Source organism: Pseudomonas alcaligenes, from assembly GCF_014490745.1.
Taxonomy (GTDB): domain Bacteria; phylum Pseudomonadota; class Gammaproteobacteria; order Pseudomonadales; family Pseudomonadaceae; genus Aquipseudomonas; species Aquipseudomonas alcaligenes_C.
The window spans coordinates 492605-510570 of sequence record NZ_LZEU01000001.1; the positions used below are offsets into that span (position 1 = coordinate 492605).

A 17966-nucleotide genomic window follows, 5' to 3' on the forward strand; every position below is an offset into this window, starting at 1 on the left:
GATGAGGTTTTGAAATGACTGAACGTCTGAACAACGACTTCCAGTTCATCGAAGTCGGGCGCAAGGATCCGAAGAAGAAGCTCCTGCGCCAGCGCAAGAAGGAGTTCGTGGAGATCTACGAACCCTTCAAGCCGGCCCAGGCCGCCGACCAGGCACACCGTTGCCTGGGTTGCGGCAACCCGTACTGCGAGTGGAAGTGCCCGGTGCACAACTTCATTCCCAACTGGTTGAAGCTGGTTTCCGAAGGCAACATCCTGGCCGCCGCCGAGCTGAGCCACCAGACCAACACCCTGCCGGAAGTCTGCGGCCGCGTGTGCCCGCAGGATCGTCTGTGCGAGGGTGCCTGCACCCTCAATGACGGCTTCGGCGCGGTGACCATCGGTTCGGTGGAGAAGTACATCACCGACACCGCCTTCGCCATGGGCTGGCGTCCGGACATGTCCAAGGTCAAGCCGACCGGCAAGCGTGTTGCCGTGATCGGTGCCGGCCCGGCCGGCCTGGGCTGTGCCGACGTGCTGGTGCGCAATGGCGTGACCCCGGTGGTGTTCGACAAGAACCCGGAAATCGGCGGTCTGCTGACCTTCGGCATTCCCGAGTTCAAGCTGGAGAAGAGCGTGCTGGTGCGCCGCCGCGAAGTCTTCACCGGTATGGGCATCGAGTTCCGCCTGAACACCGAGATCGGCAAGGACATCACCCTCGACCAGCTGCTGGCCGAGTACGATGCCGTGTTCATGGGCATGGGTACCTACACCTACATGAAGGGCGGCTTCCCCGGCGAAGACCTGCCGGGCGTCACCGATGCCCTCGACTTCCTGATCGCCAACGTCAACCGCAACCTCGGTTTCGAGAAGGCGCCGGAAGACTTCATCGACATGAAGGGCAAGCGCGTGGTGGTGCTCGGTGGTGGCGACACGGCGATGGACTGCAACCGTACCTCCATCCGCCAGGGCGCCAAGGCCGTGACCTGCGCCTACCGTCGTGACGAAGAGAACATGCCGGGCTCGCGCAAGGAAGTGAAGAACGCCAAGGAAGAGGGCGTGAAGTTCCTCTTCAACCGCCAGCCCATCGCCATCGTCGGCGAGGACAAGGTGGAAGGCGTCAAGGTGGTCGAGACCCGTCTCGGCGAGCCGGACGCCCGTGGCCGTCGCAGCCCCGAGCCGATCCCGGGCTCCGAGGAAATCATCCCGGCGGAAGCCGTGCTGATCGCCTTCGGTTTCCGTCCGAGCCCGGCGCCGTGGTTCGAGCAGTTCCAGATCCAGACCGACAGCCAAGGCCGTGTGGTGGCGCCGGAGAAGGGCCAGTTCAAGCACCAGACCAGCAACCCGAAGATCTTCGCTGGTGGCGACATGGTGCGCGGTTCCGACCTGGTGGTGACGGCGATCTTCGAAGGCCGCAACGCCGCCGAAGGCATCCTCGACTACCTGCAGGTCTGATAGTCGCTCGCCCCCAGTGGCGCGCGGCAAATCGTCGCGACAGACAAAAGGCACGGCACTCGCCGTGCCTTTTGTTTTGCGGTCTGCGAAAATGCCCGCACTTTTTCTGCGCCAAGGCGCGTGGGCCCCTGCGATCCGGGAGCCCGCCCGGAGTAGGGGGACGCCAACGAGCGCTGCCTGCATACTCCCGCCCGAACGCCTCCCTGCCGAACTTTCCAGGAACCCTGCCGATGTCCGTGCTGAAGAACGACCGCTTCCTCCGTGCCCTGCTCAAGCAACCCGTCGACGTCACGCCGGTGTGGATGATGCGCCAGGCCGGTCGTTACCTGCCGGAATACCGCGCCACCCGGGCCAAGGCCGGTGACTTCGTCAGCCTGATGAAGAACCCCGAGCTGGCCTGCGAGGTCACCATCCAGCCGCTGGATCGCTACCCGCAACTGGACGCGGCGATTCTGTTCTCCGACATCCTCACCATCCCCGACGCCATGGGCCAGGGCCTGTACTTCGAGACCGGCGAAGGCCCGCGCTTCAAGAAGGTGGTGAGCAGCATGGCCGACATCGAGGCCCTGCCGATCCCCGATGCCGAACGCGATCTGGGCTACGTGATGGACGGCGTGCGCACCATCCGCCGCGAGCTGAACGGCCGCGTGCCGCTGATTGGCTTCTCCGGCAGCCCCTGGACCCTGGCCACCTATATGGTCGAAGGCGGCTCCAGCAAGGACTTCCGCAAGTCCAAGGCGATGCTCTACGACAACCCGCAGGCCATGCACGCCCTGCTCGACAAGCTGGCGCAGTCGGTCACCGTCTACCTCAACGGGCAGATCAAGGCCGGCGCGCAAGCGGTGCAGATCTTCGACTCCTGGGGCGGCAGCCTGTCGGCAGCGGCCTACCAGGAATTCTCCCTGGCCTACATGCAGAAGATCGTCGACGGTCTGATCCGCGAGCATGACGGCCGCCGGGTGCCGGTGATCCTGTTCACCAAGGGTGGCGGCCTGTGGCTGGAGTCCATGGCCGAGACCGGTGCCGAGGCCCTGGGCCTGGACTGGACCTGCGACATCGGCAGCGCCCGCGCCCGCGTCGGCAGCAAGGTGGCCCTGCAGGGCAACATGGATCCGAGCGTGCTGTACGCCAACCCGGCGGCGATCCGCGCCGAGGTGGCGCGCATCCTCGCCAGCTTCGGCCAGGGCAGCGGCCAGGTATTCAACCTCGGTCACGGCATCACTCCGGAAGTCGATCCGGAGCACGCCCGCGCCTTCTTCGAAGCGGTGCATGAGCTGTCGGCGCAGTATCACGGCTGATCGTCAGCCAATAAGAATGCCTGTTGCAGCGGCGTGTCCTTCTCTGGATCTCCGCCTAGGCGGGGATTACGAGGCAGAGGGAAAGTCCTCCAGACAACCGTCATTCCCGCGCAGGCGGGAATCCAGAGGCGGTTGCCAGATTCAGAGAGTGGGGGCTTGATCACGCAACATGTAACGGGACATAGCCAATAAAAGGGCCGCTCATGCGGCCCTTTTCTTTTACGGCGTCGCTCTCGGCACTTCAGCCAGCATCTGGTCGATCACCGGGGTCATCTTGGTTTCCGTGCTCTGCCACTTCTTCACCGCCAGCAGGCCGCGGCCGCGGAAGCGGTAGTAGGCGCTGGCGAGCAGCTGTCCTTGCGAGTCGCGGATATTCAGCTCGGCCAGTGACAGGTAGGTCACCACCGACCAGGAGCGCTTGGCGGTGTAGGTGAGCACGGCCGGGCACTGGCTGTCGCTGGCCTGCTGGATGCGTCGGGTGCGGATGCCGTGACGGGCGAAGCCGCGCTCCACCACGCCGAGAAAGTCGTCGACCTGCACCGCCGGGTTTTCCTCGATGCACACCTGGGGGCTGGCGGTTTTCAGCGGCTCGACGCGAATCACCGTGCAGGCGCTGCTGAGGCTGCACAGGGCGAGGAGCAGAGGCAGGCGGAACAGATGCTGCGGGATGCGGGGCATGGGCGGCTTCCTGAGGAATAAGCGCCTGACATGCCGCCTGGCGGCCACTACGTCAGCGACGGTGATGTCCGCCCGCCGGCTGGTCGGTGCGGCGGGCGAACCGGGCCGGCGCGAGCGCCGGCAGGCCGCGTATTACTTGACGTTGGCCAGGTCGGCCTTCAGCGCAACGCCCGCCATGATGGCGCCGGCATGGCACTCGTAGTTGCTGGCGTTGGAGTAGGGCACGTTCTTGTAGTTGCTCATGATGTTGACCACGGCATTGGCGCCGGCCTGCTTGGCCGCGTTCTGCAGGCGGATCAGCGCCGATTGCAGGGCCCAGGAGCAGGCACCTTCGTCGCTCTTGTTGAAGGCGTTGGTCTTCTGGCTGGTGGTGACACCGGATTTGACCACGCTGACGGTGCCGGCCGGCTTGGTGCCTGCCAGGTAGAACTTGACGCTGCCATCCAGGCGCCCGGCGTTGGTGGCTTCCTGCACGGCGGCCTGGAAGTCCGGGTACAGGGTGGTATCGCGAGCCTGGCTGATGGCGGGAACGGCTGCGAGGATCAGTGCAGCGAGGGTCCAGTTTTTCAGTTTCATGGTCGTCTCCTTGACGATGAGTGCTTCACAGGGTTTTCGGGATAGCAGGTGCAGGGTGCCGGCGGGCGTTCGACCCAGCGATTGTAGTCACGCTGCTGGTGGCCGTTGCGCCGACCTGGCCGCTGGGCGTCATGCTCAGCTCCAGCGCCGGAAGATCAGCGAGGTGTTGACCCCGCCGAAGGCGAAGTTGTTGTTCATCACGTACTGGTGGCTCATCGAGCGGAACTCGCCGCGCAGGTAGTCCAGCTCGCCGCATTCCGGGTCGACGTTGTCCAGGTTGAGGGTGTAGACGTAGCTGTCGCTGTTCATCATCTCGATGCTGAACCAGGACTCCAGCGCACCGCAGGCGCCCAGGGTGTGGCCGAAGAAGCTCTTCTGCGAGCTGATCGGCATGCGCGGGCCGAACAGGCTGCTGGTGGCCAGGCTCTCGGCCACGTCGCCCTGGGCGGTGGCGGTGCCGTGGCCGTTGACGTAGCCGATGGCCGCCGGTTCCAGGCCGGCATCTTCCAGGGCCAGCTCCATGGCGCCACGCATGGTCGCCTGCTCCGGCTTGGTGGCGTGGATGCCGTCGGAGTTGCAGCCGAAGCCGACGATCTCGGCGTGGATGGTCGCCCCGCGCGCCAGGGCATGCTCCAGTTCTTCCAGCACCAGGATGCCGGCGCCCTCGCCGATCACCAGGCCGTCGCGGCCGGCGTCGTAGGGGCGTGGCGACAGGTGCGGGGTGTCGTTCTTCAGGCTGGTGGCGTAGAGCGCGTCGAACACCATGGCCTCGGTCGGGCACAGCTCCTCGGCGCCGCCGGCCAGCATCATCTTCAGGCGGCCGAACTTGATCGCCTCGTAGGCGTAGCCGATGCCCTGGCTGCCGCTGGTGCAGGCGCTCGAGGTGGGGATCAGGCGGCCCTTGAGGCCGAAGAAGATGCTGATATTGGCCGCCGTGGTGTGCGGCATCATGCGGATATAGGAGTTGGCGTTAAGGCCGTCTGCTACGGAATTGAGCAGCATATTGCCGAACGCCTTGATCTCGTCGGTGCTGCCGGTGGACGAGCCGCAGGCCACGCCCATGCGCCCGTCCTGGATGCACGGGTCGCCGAGCAGGCCAGCGTGCTCCAGGGCGCGCTCTGCGGCGTACACCGCCAGCTTGGAGACGCGGCCCATGCTGCGGGTCTGCTTGCGCGTCCAGTGCTTGGGCTGAACGAAGTCGTCCACCGGGCCGCCCAGGCGGGTGTTCAGCTCGCTGAAACGATCCCACTCGTCCATCCGGCGGATACCGCTCTTGCCCGCCCGGAAATTGGCCGAGATGGTCGGCCAGTCGCTGCCCAGCGAGGTGATACCGGCCATCCCGGTGACGACTACACGTTTCATCAACACAACCCACCGTTAACCGCGAGAACCTGGCGGGTAATGTACGCCGCCTCTTCCGACATCAGGAAATTCACTGCCCCGGCCACTTCCTCCGGGGTGCCCATGCGCGCCGCCGGGATCATCTTGAGGATCTCCTCCACCGGCACCTGCTCGTCGAGGATCTCGGTGTCGATCAGCCCCGGCGCCACGCAGTTGACCGTGATCTTGCGCTTGCCCAGCTCGATGGCCAGGGCCTTGGCCGCGCCGATCACGCCAGCCTTGGAGGCGCTGTAGTTGACCTGGCCGCGGTTGCCGATCAGCCCCGATACCGAGGTGATGCAGACGATGCGCCCGGCCTTGCGCCGGCGGATCATCGGCATGGTCAGCGGGTGCAGCACGTTGTAGAAGCCATCCAGGTTGGTGCGCAGCACCTGATCCCAGTCTTCTTCGCTGAGCGCCGGGAAGGCGCCGTCGCGGGTCAGGCCGGCGTTGCACACCACGCCGTAGTAGGCGCCGTGCTGCTCGATATCGGCTTCCAGCGCCGCGCGGCAGGCGCTGCGGTCGGAGACGTCGAACTGCAGGATGCGCGCCTGTTGGCCCAGCTCGGCGATCTGCGCCTGCACGGCCTCGGCTTCGTCGCGGCGCGAGCGGCAGTGCAGAACGATGTCGTAACCGCTGCGTGCCAGACGCAGGGCAATGGCCCGGCCGATGCCGCGGCTGGAGCCGGTGACCAGAATGGTTTCAGTCATTGCATTTGCTCTTGTAGATAGCTCGCCACCTCTGGGGGGCGGAACACGTTGAGGCGGGCGAAGGCTTCGATACCTGGGCCGGAAAGCTGGCACTCGAACACGCCCATGCCGTTGTCGTCCTGCAGCGAGCGCAGGGCCTTGATATGCAGCGTGCTACCTGCGGGGAAACACTCGACATTGCACTCGAACTTGCGCGTGCCGAGCAGGAAGCCCAGCTCCACCGGCAGGCCGGCCTGGCGTGCCTGGCAGCCGGCATAGGCGGCAATGCTCTGCGCCATCAGCTCGACGCCGACCCAGGCCGGCAGGCTGCCGTCGGCCTGGCTGAACAGGCCGCCCGGGCGCACGGTGAGACGGGTCTCGATATCTTCGTCGCCGAAGCTGACGACTTCGTCGATCAGAATCATGTCGGCGGCGTGGGGAATCAGTTCGGCGATCGGCCAGCGGCTCATGGCGCATCCCCCGGCTTATCACCCAAAATCAGACTGACATTGTTGCCGCCGAAGGCGAAGGAGTTGCTCATCAGCCGGCGCTGCGTCGTACGCCGCAGGCGCGTGCCGCGCTCGGTCAGCTGCAGCGGCGGCAGAGCCGGGTCGGCCTGGCCGTCCCACAGGTGCGGCGGCAGCAGGCCGTCAGGGTTGTGCTCGCTCAGCACCAGCCAGCAGAAGGCTGCTTCCAGCGCGCCGGCGGCGCCCAGGGTGTGGCCGGTCAGCGGCTTGCTCGAGGAGCAGGCCAGGCCGGCGGGGAACAGTGCGCGCACGGCCTGGCTTTCCATGGCATCGTTGTGCGCGGTGGCGGTGCCGTGCAGGTTGAGGTAGTCGATCTCTTCGGCCGTCACGCCGGCGCTGCTCAGCGCCTTGCGCATCGCCGCCTGGGCGCCGAGACCCTCGGGATGGGGCGCGGAAATATGGTGGGCGTCGGAGCTGGCGCCGCCGCCGAAGAAGGCGATCGGGCTGCTCTCTTTGGTCATCAGGAACAGGGCCGCACCCTCGCCGATATTGATGCCGTGGCGATTCACCGAAAACGGGTTGCACGGCTCGGCGGACACCGCCTCCAGCGCCGAGAAGCCGTTGAGGGTCAGGCGGCACAGGCTGTCCACCCCGCCGCAGATCACCGCGTCGCACAGGCCCTGCTGCAGCAGGCGATGGGCGCTGAGCAGGGCGCGTGCGCTGGAGGTGCAGGCGGTCGACTGACAGTACACCGGGCCGGCGAGGCCCAGCCATTCGGCGAGGAAGCTGGCCGGTGCGGCCAGTTCCTGCTGGGCATAGTGGTAGTGCGCCGGCAGGGCGCCGTGGTTGACGTACTCGGCGATGCTCTGGCTGGCTTCGTCGATGCCCGAGGTGCTGGTGCCCAGCACCAGGCCGACGCGGGTCGGGCCGTACTGGGCGATGGCGGCGCGCAGCTCGCTTTCGATCTGCAGGGCGGCAGCCAGCAGCAGCTGGTTGTTGCGGCTGGCCGGCTGACTGCTGGACGTCGGCAGGGGCGGCAGTGCGTCGCGCACGGCGCCGACGGTCAACACGCGTTCGCCAACCCAGCCGTGCTCGCCGCGCATGCCCGAGGCATCGCCGGCCAGCAGGGCGCTGGCGACCGCCTGTTTGCCGTTGCCGAGGGCGCAAAGCAGGCCGAGGGCGTTCAAATAACTGGGCATCAACGGCCTTCTTCTTGGGGCAGGACACTGACCTGGTAGGCCAGGTCGCTTGCGCTATTCAGGGTAAAGTCCAGCGGCGCACGGTAGCGGATTAGCCAGCCCGGGTTAAGCCGACGCTGACCATCGGCGCTGCGTTGCCAGCTACCGGCCGGGTAGTCCTGCAGCGCCGCCTCGTTGCTGAGGGCGAACAGCAGGGCGGCGAACAGCTCGCGGGCCTCGGCGTTGGGCGGCAGCAGGCCATCGTTGCGCCACTCGCCATCCTGCAGCAGCTGGCGCGCCAGCGGCACGCCGAGCGGGTCGAACAGCGACCAGCGCAGCGCCGTGCCTTCGGCCTGCAGCACCAGCAGCCAGTCGCGCTGCTCGCCGGCCTGCTGGCGCTGGATCTGCAGGCTCAGCGGCAGCGCGGCGACCAGCGTCGGCGCAGTGTCCGGCACGGGCGTATGCCCGGCGCAAGCGCCGAGCAGCAGGCACAGTCCGAGCAGCCAGGCGCGCAGCATCAGGCGCTAGGCTCCAGCGGCTTGCGCGCCACCACGTTGACCAGGGTCTCGTCGCGCTGGCCGAACGGCTTGGCTTTCATGATGCCCCAGCGCTCGAGCAGACCGAAGTCCTTGGAGCGGCTCCACCACAGATAGGGGTAGGAGGTGTTGCGTTCCTCCAGCTCGAAGCCCTGCGCGCGCAGCATGCCCAGGTACTCCTCGGCGCTCTTCTGCACATGCATGGGGTGGCGGAACAGCCAGCGGATCACCCAGGTGTCGATATAGAACTTGGTCGACTCGGCGAACAGCAGCCGGCCGCCCGGCTTGAGCACGCGCCAGAACTCGGCCAGGGCCTGTTCCTGCTCGACCAGGTGGTGGAAGGTCTGGTGGCAGAACAGCAGGTCGACGCTGGCGTCGGGCAGGTCGATGGCCGCGCAGTCGCTGGCGATCAGCTGCACGTCGAGGCCCAGGCGCTCGGCCTCGGCGCGTGAGCAGTCGAGGCTGTGCGGGTCGGCATCCAGGCCGATCATCCGCGCCGGGGCGAAGGCCTCGTTGAGCAGGCCGAACGAGCGGCCCTGGCCGCAGCCGGCATCCAGCAACACCGGTGCCTGCGGCAGCGGGCCGTCGAACAGGCGCTTGAGGTCGTTGATCGCCACGCGCAGCACATGGTGGTGCCAGACATGGCTCTGCAGGAACCAGAAACCGAAGCGGGTTTCCTCGACATAGGTGGCGGCGGCGCGTTCCATCGGCGGTGGCTGTCCTTAGTTCATGGCGCAGAGTTCGGCGAGCACGCCCAGGCGGCGCTTGGGCTCGGCGACATAGGGGTTCTTCTCGTCCCAGGCGTAGCCGGCGAGGATCGAGCAGATCATCCGGCGGATCTCCGGCGAGGCCTTCTCGTAGAAGATCACGTCCTGGAACGAGCCATCGTACCAACCCTGCACATACACGCGGAACGTATCCACGCCGCGCTTGAGCGGGATGACGAACTGGTTTTCCCAGTCGATCTGTTCGCCGTTCAGCTGGCGATGCAGCAGGCCGGCGGCCATGCTCGCCGAGCGCATGGCGATGGTCACCCCGGAGCTGAACACCGGGTCGAGGAATTCGGCGGCGTTGCCCAGCAGGGCGAAGCCCGGGCCGTGCAGGCGTTTGACGTTGGCCGCATAGCCACCCAGGGCACGTGCCGGGGTGTCCCATACGGCGTTCTGCAGCACCTTGGCCAGGCTCGGGGTTTCCGCGACAAACTGTTTGAGGCAGGCGTCGAGATCCAGCGGACGACCTTCGTAGCGCTTGGCATCGGCGACCACGCCCAGCGAGCAGCGGCCGTTGCTGAACGGGATGGTCCAGAACCACACGTCACGCAGCGTGGCGTGGGTGGTGACGAGGATCTTCTCGCGGTCGAAGGCCGGGTCGTCGATGCGGTCCTCGATATGGGTGAACACCGCCTGGCGCACCGGGAAGTCCGACGGCAGGTCGAGGTCGAGCAGGCGCGGCAGCACGCGGCCATAGCCGCTGCCGTCGAGGACGAAGGCGCACTCCACCTGGTACTCGTGGCCATCGGCCAGGCGCTTGACGGTCAGGCGCGGGCAGTCGCCGCTGAAGTCGGCGGCAACGATTTCTTCCTCGTAGCGCACTTCCACGCCCTGGCGCGCGGCTTCGTCGGCCAGGATCTGGTCGAAGTGGGCGCGCTGTACCTGGAAGGTCGAGCCTTGCCCGGCGGTGAACTTGTCGCGGAAGTCGAACTGGGTGTAGCGCTCGCCCCAGGCGAAGGCCGCGCCGTGCTTGGTCTGGAAGCCGGCGGCGTGCACCGCTTCGAGCATGCCGGCCTCCTCGACGAAGTCCAGGCAGTGCGACAGCAGGCTCTCGCCGATGGAGAAGCGCGGGAAGCGCTGGCGCTCCAGCACCAGCACGTCGTGGCCGTTGCGCTTGAGCAGGGCGGCGGCGATGGCGCCAGAGGGGCCGGCGCCGATCACCACAACCTGGCGTTGTTCGACTTCAAGAGACTTCATAGCGGCTTCGTGCCTCGTTGTTGTTGGCATGTCTGCCGAGCAGCGCCGGCAGCAGGGTGGAAAACAGGCTCATCAGCAGCAGGCCGAAGTAGATCAGCGAGTCGATCAGCTGCAGCTGCAGGAGCAGATTGAGGAAGACGATTTCGGTGAGGCCGCGGATGTTCAGCAGCAGGCTCTCGCGCCACTTCACCCGCGCCGCGGCGCTCGGGTCGGCCCAGTGCAGACCGAGCCAGCTGCCGAGCACTTTGCTCAGTACCGGCAGCGCCAGCAGGATAGCGATGACCAGCCAGGAGTAGTCTTGACCTATGCCATGGAAGTCCACGCGCAGCACGCCGAACGTCAGGATCAGCGGTACCGCCAGGCCGTTCATCAGCAGCTTCCAGGCGCGCTCCGGCAGCGGCAGCACGAAGGGCTGTTTGAGGCCGGCCAGGCACAGCATGTAGGCGATGCCAAACACCAGGGCGTTGAGCTTGAGTTGCTGGAACAGCAGCATCAGGGCGAAGAACGGCAGGCTGTAGAACAGCGCATGGCGCAGCTTGAGCAGGCGCAGCGCCAGCGGCAGGGCAGCGGCCAGCAGCGGCCACAGCAGCGCGGCCGGGTGGCTGCTGCCCTGAGCCAGACCGAACAGGCTCCAGCACAGGAAGTCCATGAGGATCGCCGCGTGCAGCAGGCGCTTGGTGTCCGCCGCCGGGTAGCCGATGCTCTGCAGGAACAGGTAGAGCACCGGAATGGCGGTGATCGAGAACAGCAGGCCGATGCCCACCGAACTCAGCCAGCTGCGCTCGCCGGGCAGTAGCCAGAGCGAGCAGGCCAGGCCGGCCAGCATCGGCACCAGGAAGCTGGGCAGGGCGATTTTCACGCAGGCCGGGCTCAGATCCAGGTCGATCACGTCGCTGAGGATGTAGCCCAGCAGCAGGGCGAAGCACAGGCCGTAGGCCAGGTTCAGCCAGGTCGGCGCCAGCAGGTCCTGGGCGCTCAGCTGCCAGTGCGGCTCGACCCACAACAGCAGCAGGGTGGGAATGGCGATGGCCGCCACCAGCAACTGGCCGACGATGGGAATCAGCCGGCGCCCGCCGATCAGCGCCACCAGGGCGTAGCCGGCCAGGGCCAGCAACCAGAAACCGAGCACGCTCACGCGGCCACCTCCTTGTGTGGAGTTGCCGCAGCCCAGGGCGACAGCAGGAAACAGAACAGCAGGCCTAGGCTGATGGCCAGGCCGAAGTTGGCGATGGCCGGGGTCTGGCTGAGCAGCAGCAGGCCGAACGACAGCCAGGCGGTGAGCGCCGAGAACAGGGTGCCGAGCAGGCTCACCGCCGGGCCGCCGATGTTCTCGCGCATCAGGATGGCGTAGTCGACGCCGATGGCGGTGATCAGCAGCAGGCCGAACAGGCTGAACAGGGTCAGCGGCTGGCCCAGCCAGCCGAGGCAGGCCAGCGCCGCCAGGGCCGAGAGCAGTGGCAGGCAGATCACCCGCAGCGCGCCGCCGAGGCCGAAGGGCAGGCACAGCAGCAGGAGAATGGCGGCGCTGGAGATCAGCTTGAGTTCGGCGGCGCTGAGCTGGGTGGCGGCGAACAGCTGGTTCAGCTCGCCCAGGCGATCGACTGCCTGCACGCCGTCCAGACTGGCTGCCGCCTGCAGCAGCAGGGCAGGGTCGGCGAGCCCTTGCAGGCTGACGATACCGGCCACCCCGTCTGCATTGCTACCCAGCCATAGCGGGCGCCAGGGCTCGCCCAGCGGGCCGGCCAGGGCTTGTTGCAGATCCGCTGGCGGCGCGTGCAGCAGCTCATCCAGCTCGGCACGCAGGGCCGCTTCCGGCAGGCCGAGATCGAGCAGCGGCTGCCAGTGCTGCGGCAGTCTGGCCAGTGCCGTGCGCAGCGGCGCCTGCTCGTTCGCAGGCGCCACCAGCTGGCTAAGGGCGCGGTAGCCGCGCAGCTGGCCGGCGGCCACCGCCGTATCCAGGCGTGCGCTCAGGGCGGCCTGACGCTGCAGCAGTTGCTGCTGGTTGGCACCGCGCACCAGGAAGAACTGGCTGGTGGGCTGCTGGCCGCTCAGCTCGGCGATGCGCTGGGCTTCGCCGAGCAGGCGCGGCTCGTTGCCCAGCCACTGGCGCAGGTCGTTCTGCGTGTGCAGCTGTCCCAGGCCGCCGGCACAGAACAGCAGCAGGGCGACCAGCCATGGCCAGCTGCCGGTGCGTGCCAGCAGCTGTTCGCGGCCGTGCACCAGGCGCTCGGCGGCGCGGCGCAGGCTGGCTGGCGGCGCCAGGCGCAGGCCATGCAGCCAGGCTGGCAGCAGGCACACCGAGCACAGGTAGGCGCCGATCAGTCCGGCGGCGGAGAACAGGGCGATCTGGGTCAGCGCCGGGAACGGAGTGAAGGCCAGCGCCAGGTAGCCGGCCAGGTTGGTGCCCAGGCTCAGGGTCAGGCCCGGCAGGGTCTGGCGCAGGGCGCTCCAGCTCGACCACTGACCATCGCCCCAGCTCTTGCTCAGGTAGTGCTGCGGATAGTCGGCGGCCACGCCGATCAGGCTGGCGCCGAGTACCAGGGTCAGCGCGTTGATCTGGCCGAACACCAGTACGCAGGCGGTGCAGCCGGCCAGCAGGGCGACGCCCACCGGCAGCAGGCTGACCAACACGCGCGGGCGGCGGAACGCCAGCAACAGCAACAGCAGGGTGCCGAGGGTGGCGCCGCCGCCGATCAGGCTGATCTCGCGGGTGGCCTTGGCCTGGCCGGCCGCCGCATACAGCACGCCGCCGGCGGCGAGCAGCTGACCGCCCTGGGCGGTGACCTGCTGGCGCAGCTCGGCCACTGCGGCGGCAATGCGTGGTGGCGCCTGCATATCAAAGGCGCCACCCTGGCTGCGTACGCGCAGCAGGGCCCAGGTCATGTCGCCGTCCTGCAGCAGCAGGGCGCCGCTGCCGAGGTCGGCCTGGATACGGCTGCCGGGATTCAGTGCCTGCTGGGCGCGCAGGCCGAGGCCAAGCCAGTCCTGCTCGGTGGGCAGCAGGCCGAAGCCGGCGAAGGTGTCGAACAGCTGCGCGGCGCGCTGCTGGATAAAGGCGTCCGGCTGCTCGCTCAGCAGCTGGCGGTCACTGGCCGGCAGCAGGGCCAGGCGACTGGTGCGCAGCTGCTGGCGCAGGGCTGTGAGGTCGGCCTGCAGGTTCCACTGCACCTGGGCGAAGCGCTTGCTGGCCTGCCACTGGCTGGCGGCCTGCTGCACCAGGGCGATGGCGCGCTCGCGTTGCGGATGGCCGATCAGGATCAGCAGTTCGCTGTTGAGCGGCTCCTGCATGCGCTGCTCGGCCTGTTGCACCAGCTCATCGCTAGCGCCCTGGGGTAGCAGGGCGAGCATGCTGGCCTGCACTGGCGGGCCATCGCGCCACTGCCAGGCGGCCAGCGCCAGCAGGGCCAGCAGCAGGACGCCAAACAGGCGCGGCAGGGCTTTCTGCAGGTCAGTGGACAAGGTCGGCGCGCTCCTGCGCAGTCAACGCGTCGCCAGCCTGGCTTTGCGGCAGCTTGAGGACGGTGCGGTCGCCCTGGGTCTCGATCAGTTCGATGCGCTCGACCAGCGCGCCGCCGTCGATGCGGATGCTGCTGAAGATCTGCCTGAGCAGCACGGAGTGGGGCGTGAGTTCGAGCTGCCAGGCGTTGTGTTCGCCGCTGAGCTTGAGCTCGAAGTCGCGCTCCAGGCCCGAGCGGTCACCCTTGAGCACGGCGAGGAACAGGCGGCTCTGCTGGGCGGCCACATCCTGGCCCGGTTGTTGTTGCCAGCCCTGCGCGGTGCGGCGGGCGATGCCGCTGTCGTCGATGCGGTAGTCCTGCTGCAGCGGCTTTTGCAGCAGCCAGAGCAGGCCATGCTCGCGCGACAGGCTGAACTGGCCCTGGCTGGTCAGCGGTGTGGGCAGGGCGCGGAGGTGTTTCTCCTGCACGAACGGGCCGCGCACCACGGCGGGCTTGGCCAGCTGGGCGCTGAGCTCGGCCAGGTCGAAGGCGTGGGCTGCCGGCATCAGCGCCAGCAGCAACAGGCCCAGGCAGGCGCGCAATTTCACCCGAGGATCCTGGCGACGGCGTCGGTGAGCACCTTGGGCGAGGCCAGCAGCATCTCGCGGGTGGCGATTTCCACCGCCACCTGCACGCTGCTGCCGCGGGTCATGCGCTCGCCGGTGGCCACGTCGGTGATCAGGTAATTGATCTTCAGGCGGTTCTCCCACTCGACCAGATCGGCGCGCACCTTGATCCGCTGGCCGAACTGGGCGCCGCGGATATAGCGCAGCTGCAGGTCGATCACCGGCCAGGCGTAGCCGGCGTCGCGCATCTGCCGGTAGTTGTGGCCGAGCTTGTCGAGCAGGGCGCAGCGCGCCTCTTCGAAGTATTTGACGTAGTGGCCGTGCCAGACCACCTCCATCATGTCGACGTCGAAGAACGGCACGAGGATTTCAACGTCCGCCTGCAGTACGCCTTCCTTACGCATACAGCCCCCAGTGGCGGCTGCGAATGCGTGCCAGGCACAGGCGCAGCTCGCCTTCCAGGGCGCGATCTTCGATGACTGGCGGGAAGTCCGCGGCCAGCTGTTCGCGCATGGCGGCCAGCGGCGCGGGGATGTCCTGCTTGCCGGCGCGTTCGCGCAGCCACACGCCCTGGTTGGCGGCCAGCAGGGTGGCGGCGGCGACCTGTTCGGTCAGCTCCAGGCTGCGCAGGGCGTCGCGCGCGGCGATGGTGCCCATGCTTACCTTGTCCTGGTTGTGGCACTCGGTGGAGCGCGAGAACACGCTGGCCGGTATGGTGTTTTTCAGCGCTTCGGCGGTCCAGGCGCTGGTGCCGATCTGCACGGCCTTGAAGCCGTGGTTGATCATCGCGGTTTCCGCCGGGGCGCCGGACAGGTTGCTCGGCAGGCCGTGGTTGTAGCGGGTGTCGACCAGCAGGGCGAGCTGGCGGTCGAGCAGGTCGGCGACGTTGCCGACCAGGTTCTTCAGGCTGTCCATGGCGAAGGCGATATGCCCGCCGTAGAAGTGGCCGCCGTGCAGGGTGCGCTCGGTTTCGGCGTCGAACAGCGGGTTGTCGTTGGCGCTGTTCAGTTCGATCTCGATGAACTGACGGAGCAGGCCCAGGCTGTCGGCCAGCACGCCGAGCACGTGCGGCGCGCAGCGCAGCGAGTAGCGATCCTGCAGGCGGTGCAGCGGCGGCAGCGGCTCGGCCACGGCCAGATCCTCGCGCAGCCAGGCGGCGACCTGGGTTTGGCCCGGATGCGGCTTGGCGGCGAACAGGCGCTCGTCGAAGTGTTCCGGATTGCCTTCCAGCGCCACCACGTTGAGCGCGGTGATGCGCGTTGCCAGTTGCAGCAGGTAGTCGGCGCGCGAATAGGCCAGACAGGCCAGGGCGGTCATCACCGCCGTGCCGTTCATCAGCGCCAGCGCTTCTTTCGGGCGCAGGGTCAGTGGCGTCCAGCCGAGTTCCTTGTGCACTTCGGCGGAGCTGCGGCGCTCGCCCTGGTACATCACCTCGCGCTCACCGCTGAGGGTGGCGGCCACATAGGACAGCGGGGTCAGGTCGCCGCTGGCGCCGACCGAGCCCTCTTCCGGGATCAGCGGCAGCACATCAAATTCGAGGAAGGCCTGCAGGCGCTCCAGCAGCTCCACGCGCACCCCGGACACACCGTGGCACAGCGACTGCAAGCGCGCGGCCAGCACGGCGCGGGTGCTGGCCTCGTCGAGCAGCTTGCCCAGGCCGCAGCCGTGGAAGGTGAACAGGTGCCTGGGCAGCGCCTCGACCTGGTGCAGCGGCACGGCCACCACGCAGGAGTCGCCGTAGCCGGTGGTCACGCCGTAGATCACGCCTTCCTTGTCCAGCAGGGTGTCGAGGAAGCGCGCGCCCTTGGCGATCTTCTCGCGGTAGGCGGCATCGCCCTGCAGCTGGGCGCGGGCGTTGCGGCTGGCCAGGGCGACCACCTGCTCGATGGTCAGCTGGGCTTCGCCGAAGGTCACGTGGTCAGTCATGGGCATTCCAGAACGGGTAGAAGTTGAACCATTGCCGCGGAGCGTTCAGGCAGCGTTCGCCAAGACGCTCGGCATAGCGTTGTACCCAGCCGCGGATCACCTCGTCGCGCTCCTTGCGTGTCCACTGCACGCGTTTGGCAAAGCGTTCGAGGATCACCTGGTAGCGGCCGTCGATCTTCAGGCAGCTCATCAGGTTGACCGGGCATTGCAGGAGTCCTGCCAGCAGCCAGGGGCCCTGGGGGAAGGCGGCCGAATGGCCGAGGAAATTCACGCTGACGTTGCGCCCGCCATGCAGCGGCACGCGGTCGCCGGCGATCGCCAGCCACTCGCCGCGCTCCAGGCGCTCGGACAATTGCAGCATGATCGCCGCATCCAGTTCGCTGACCTGGATCAGGCGCAGGTGGCTGGCGCCGGCCTCGCCGAGCAGGCGATTGAACTGCTCGGCGTGCTTGGTGTGCACCAGCACGTTCATCTGCACCTTCTCGCCCAGCTCGGCCAGGGCGCGGCACACCTCGAGGTTGCCCAGGTGGGCGCCGACCAGCATCTGCCCGCGCGGCTCGCTGTGCAGGCGCTGGCGGATGCCGTCGGGGTCGACCAGGGTGATCTGTTCCAGGCCGAGGCGGCCGTTCCACACGTCGAGCTTGTCCAGCAGGGCATCGGCGAAGGCCATGAACTGGGCGAACACCGAGCCGAAGCGCGGCGCCAGTTCGCTGCGTCCGCTCCAGCTGGCCAGGTTGTGCTGGTACTGGCGGATGCTGCGCCGCGCCTGGCGGCCGAAGGCGAAGAAGTACAGGACGATGGCGTACAGCAGTGGCGTCAGCGCGCGGCGGCCGAGCAGGCGCACGGCGCCGGCGGTGAACTTCATCAGCAGGAAGTGGCCGCGCTCGCGCTGGCCGGCCCAGTGTTCGGCCTTCTGCCCGTTCATCCGCGCCACCTGCGCCAGAGAATCAGCGGCGCGCGCAGCAACATGCCGAAGAACAGCTTGGCGTGCATCTTCGAGATCAGCGCGTTGTCGTGCAGCAGGCGGAAGTGCGACAGGCCATCCAGCGGGTAGTGCACCTTGGTCGGCAGCCACTGCATCGGCTGGTTGCGCCAGGCCAGGCGCACGAGGATTTCCGGGTCGAAGTCCATGCGCTTGCCCAGCTTGCTGGCCTCAATCAGCGCCACCGTGGCCGGCAGCGGGTAGACGCGAAAGCCGCACATGGCATCGCGGATCGACAGCGACAGGCTGTTGATCCACACCCACACATGGGTCAGATAACGGGCATAGAGACGGCTCTTCGGCACGCTGGCGTCGTACTGCGGGTAGCCGCAGACCAGCGCCTGCGGATGCTCGCGGGAGGTGCCGAGGAAGGTGGCGATATCGGCCAGGTCGTGCTGGCCGTCGGCGTCCACCTGCAGGGCGTGGGTAAAGCCCAGGCGCTGCGCCTCGCGCAGACCGGCCATCACCGCGCCGCCCTTGCCCTGGTTGAGCGGCAGGCGCACCAGGTAGGTGTTGTCCTGGGTGGCCAGCTGATCCATCACCGCCGCGCAGCTCGGGCTGGAAGCATCGTCGACCAGCACGCAGGGCAGGCCGGCCTGGTGCAATGCGGCGACCACCACGGGCAGGGCGTGCTCGTGGTTGTAGACCGGGATGACGGCACAGGGCTTATGCATGGGTTTCCCTCACCCCAGCCCTCTCCCAAAAGGAGAGGGGGCTGTCCGCGCGGGAGGCGAGTGCGTGCTTCCCCTCTCCCCTTGGGAGAGGGGCCAGGGGTGAGGGGCTGCCAGGCGCG

The 17966-nt window shown here is 67.7% G+C and carries 18 protein-coding genes; 2 read left to right on the top strand and 16 right to left on the bottom strand.

From position 1 onward, the window contains the following. Positions 1–14 precede the first annotated feature (14 nt). Together A9179_RS02235 and hemE are read left to right on the top strand one after the other, a co-directional pair. Positions 15–1433: an FAD-dependent oxidoreductase gene (locus A9179_RS02235; RefSeq protein WP_187804237.1), complete on the top strand. Its 1419-nt coding sequence runs from the start codon at positions 15–17 to the stop codon at positions 1431–1433. Positions 1434–1663: 230 nt separating this feature from the next. Next, positions 1664–2731 (top strand): uroporphyrinogen decarboxylase, encoded by a 1068-nt coding sequence (gene hemE / locus A9179_RS02240; RefSeq protein ID WP_187804238.1) that lies wholly within the window; start codon positions 1664–1666, stop codon positions 2729–2731. Between the two features lie 219 nt (positions 2732–2950). Here hemE and A9179_RS02245 read toward each other — a convergent pair whose 3' ends face one another. From A9179_RS02245 to A9179_RS02320, 16 genes are all read right to left on the bottom strand, one after another. Beyond that, positions 2951–3409, bottom strand: a complete 459-nt coding sequence (locus tag A9179_RS02245; RefSeq protein ID WP_187804239.1) for an Sbal_3080 family lipoprotein — start codon at positions 3407–3409, stop codon at positions 2951–2953. 132 nt (positions 3410–3541) lie between these two features. Beyond that, on the bottom strand, positions 3542–3985 hold the full coding sequence (locus A9179_RS02250) for a YbjQ family protein (protein WP_187804240.1): 444 nt from the start codon (positions 3983–3985) through the stop codon (positions 3542–3544). A 135-nt stretch (positions 3986–4120) separates the two neighbouring features. Beyond that, on the bottom strand, positions 4121–5347 hold the full coding sequence (locus A9179_RS02255; RefSeq protein WP_187804241.1) for a beta-ketoacyl-ACP synthase: 1227 nt from the start codon (positions 5345–5347) through the stop codon (positions 4121–4123). After that, positions 5347–6075 (bottom strand): 3-oxoacyl-ACP reductase FabG, encoded by a 729-nt coding sequence (gene fabG / locus A9179_RS02260; RefSeq protein ID WP_187804242.1) that lies wholly within the window; start codon positions 6073–6075, stop codon positions 5347–5349. The genes A9179_RS02255 and fabG overlap by 1 nt, the downstream gene beginning before the upstream one ends. Continuing rightward, positions 6072–6524 (bottom strand): hotdog family protein, encoded by a 453-nt coding sequence (locus A9179_RS02265; RefSeq protein ID WP_187804243.1) that lies wholly within the window; start codon positions 6522–6524, stop codon positions 6072–6074. The genes fabG and A9179_RS02265 overlap by 4 nt, the downstream gene beginning before the upstream one ends. Further along, positions 6521–7720 carry a beta-ketoacyl-[acyl-carrier-protein] synthase family protein gene (locus tag A9179_RS02270; RefSeq protein WP_187804244.1) on the bottom strand — a complete coding sequence of 400 codons (1200 nt, stop codon included), beginning with the start codon at positions 7718–7720 and terminating at the stop codon, positions 6521–6523. Before A9179_RS02270 ends, A9179_RS02265 begins: the two co-directional genes overlap by 4 nt. Then, positions 7720–8217, bottom strand: a complete 498-nt coding sequence (locus A9179_RS02275) for a hypothetical protein (protein WP_187804245.1) — start codon at positions 8215–8217, stop codon at positions 7720–7722. The genes A9179_RS02270 and A9179_RS02275 overlap by 1 nt, the downstream gene beginning before the upstream one ends. After that, positions 8217–8942, bottom strand: a complete 726-nt coding sequence (locus A9179_RS02280; RefSeq protein WP_187804246.1) for a class I SAM-dependent methyltransferase — start codon at positions 8940–8942, stop codon at positions 8217–8219. Before A9179_RS02280 ends, A9179_RS02275 begins: the two co-directional genes overlap by 1 nt. 15 nt (positions 8943–8957) lie before the next feature. Next, entirely contained in the window at positions 8958–10202 is a 1245-nt protein-coding gene (locus tag A9179_RS02285) for an NAD(P)/FAD-dependent oxidoreductase (protein WP_187804247.1), read from the bottom strand. After that, positions 10189–11337 (bottom strand): cation:proton antiporter, encoded by a 1149-nt coding sequence (locus A9179_RS02290; RefSeq protein WP_187804248.1) that lies wholly within the window; start codon positions 11335–11337, stop codon positions 10189–10191. Before A9179_RS02290 ends, A9179_RS02285 begins: the two co-directional genes overlap by 14 nt. Further along, positions 11334–13661, bottom strand: a complete 2328-nt coding sequence (locus A9179_RS02295; protein WP_187804249.1) for an MMPL family transporter — start codon at positions 13659–13661, stop codon at positions 11334–11336. The genes A9179_RS02290 and A9179_RS02295 overlap by 4 nt, the downstream gene beginning before the upstream one ends. Then, positions 13651–14247: an outer membrane lipoprotein carrier protein LolA gene (locus A9179_RS02300; RefSeq protein ID WP_394354695.1), complete on the bottom strand. Its 597-nt coding sequence runs from the start codon at positions 14245–14247 to the stop codon at positions 13651–13653. The genes A9179_RS02295 and A9179_RS02300 overlap by 11 nt, the downstream gene beginning before the upstream one ends. Further along, a complete protein-coding gene (locus A9179_RS02305; RefSeq protein ID WP_187804250.1) occupies positions 14244–14669 on the bottom strand; it encodes an acyl-CoA thioesterase in 426 nt (141 codons plus the stop codon). The genes A9179_RS02300 and A9179_RS02305 overlap by 4 nt, the downstream gene beginning before the upstream one ends. Then, a complete protein-coding gene (locus A9179_RS02310) occupies positions 14662–16191 on the bottom strand; it encodes an HAL/PAL/TAL family ammonia-lyase (RefSeq protein WP_187804251.1) in 1530 nt (509 codons plus the stop codon). Before A9179_RS02310 ends, A9179_RS02305 begins: the two co-directional genes overlap by 8 nt. Beyond that, the gene (locus A9179_RS02315) at positions 16184–17116 is read right to left on the bottom strand and encodes an LpxL/LpxP family acyltransferase (RefSeq protein WP_187804252.1); all 933 of its coding nucleotides are present in this window, start codon (positions 17114–17116) and stop codon (positions 16184–16186) included. Before A9179_RS02315 ends, A9179_RS02310 begins: the two co-directional genes overlap by 8 nt. Further along, complete coding sequence (locus A9179_RS02320; protein WP_187804253.1) at positions 17113–17847, bottom strand: glycosyltransferase family 2 protein; 735 nt, start codon at positions 17845–17847, stop codon at positions 17113–17115. Before A9179_RS02320 ends, A9179_RS02315 begins: the two co-directional genes overlap by 4 nt. Positions 17848–17966: the final 119 nt, after the last annotated feature.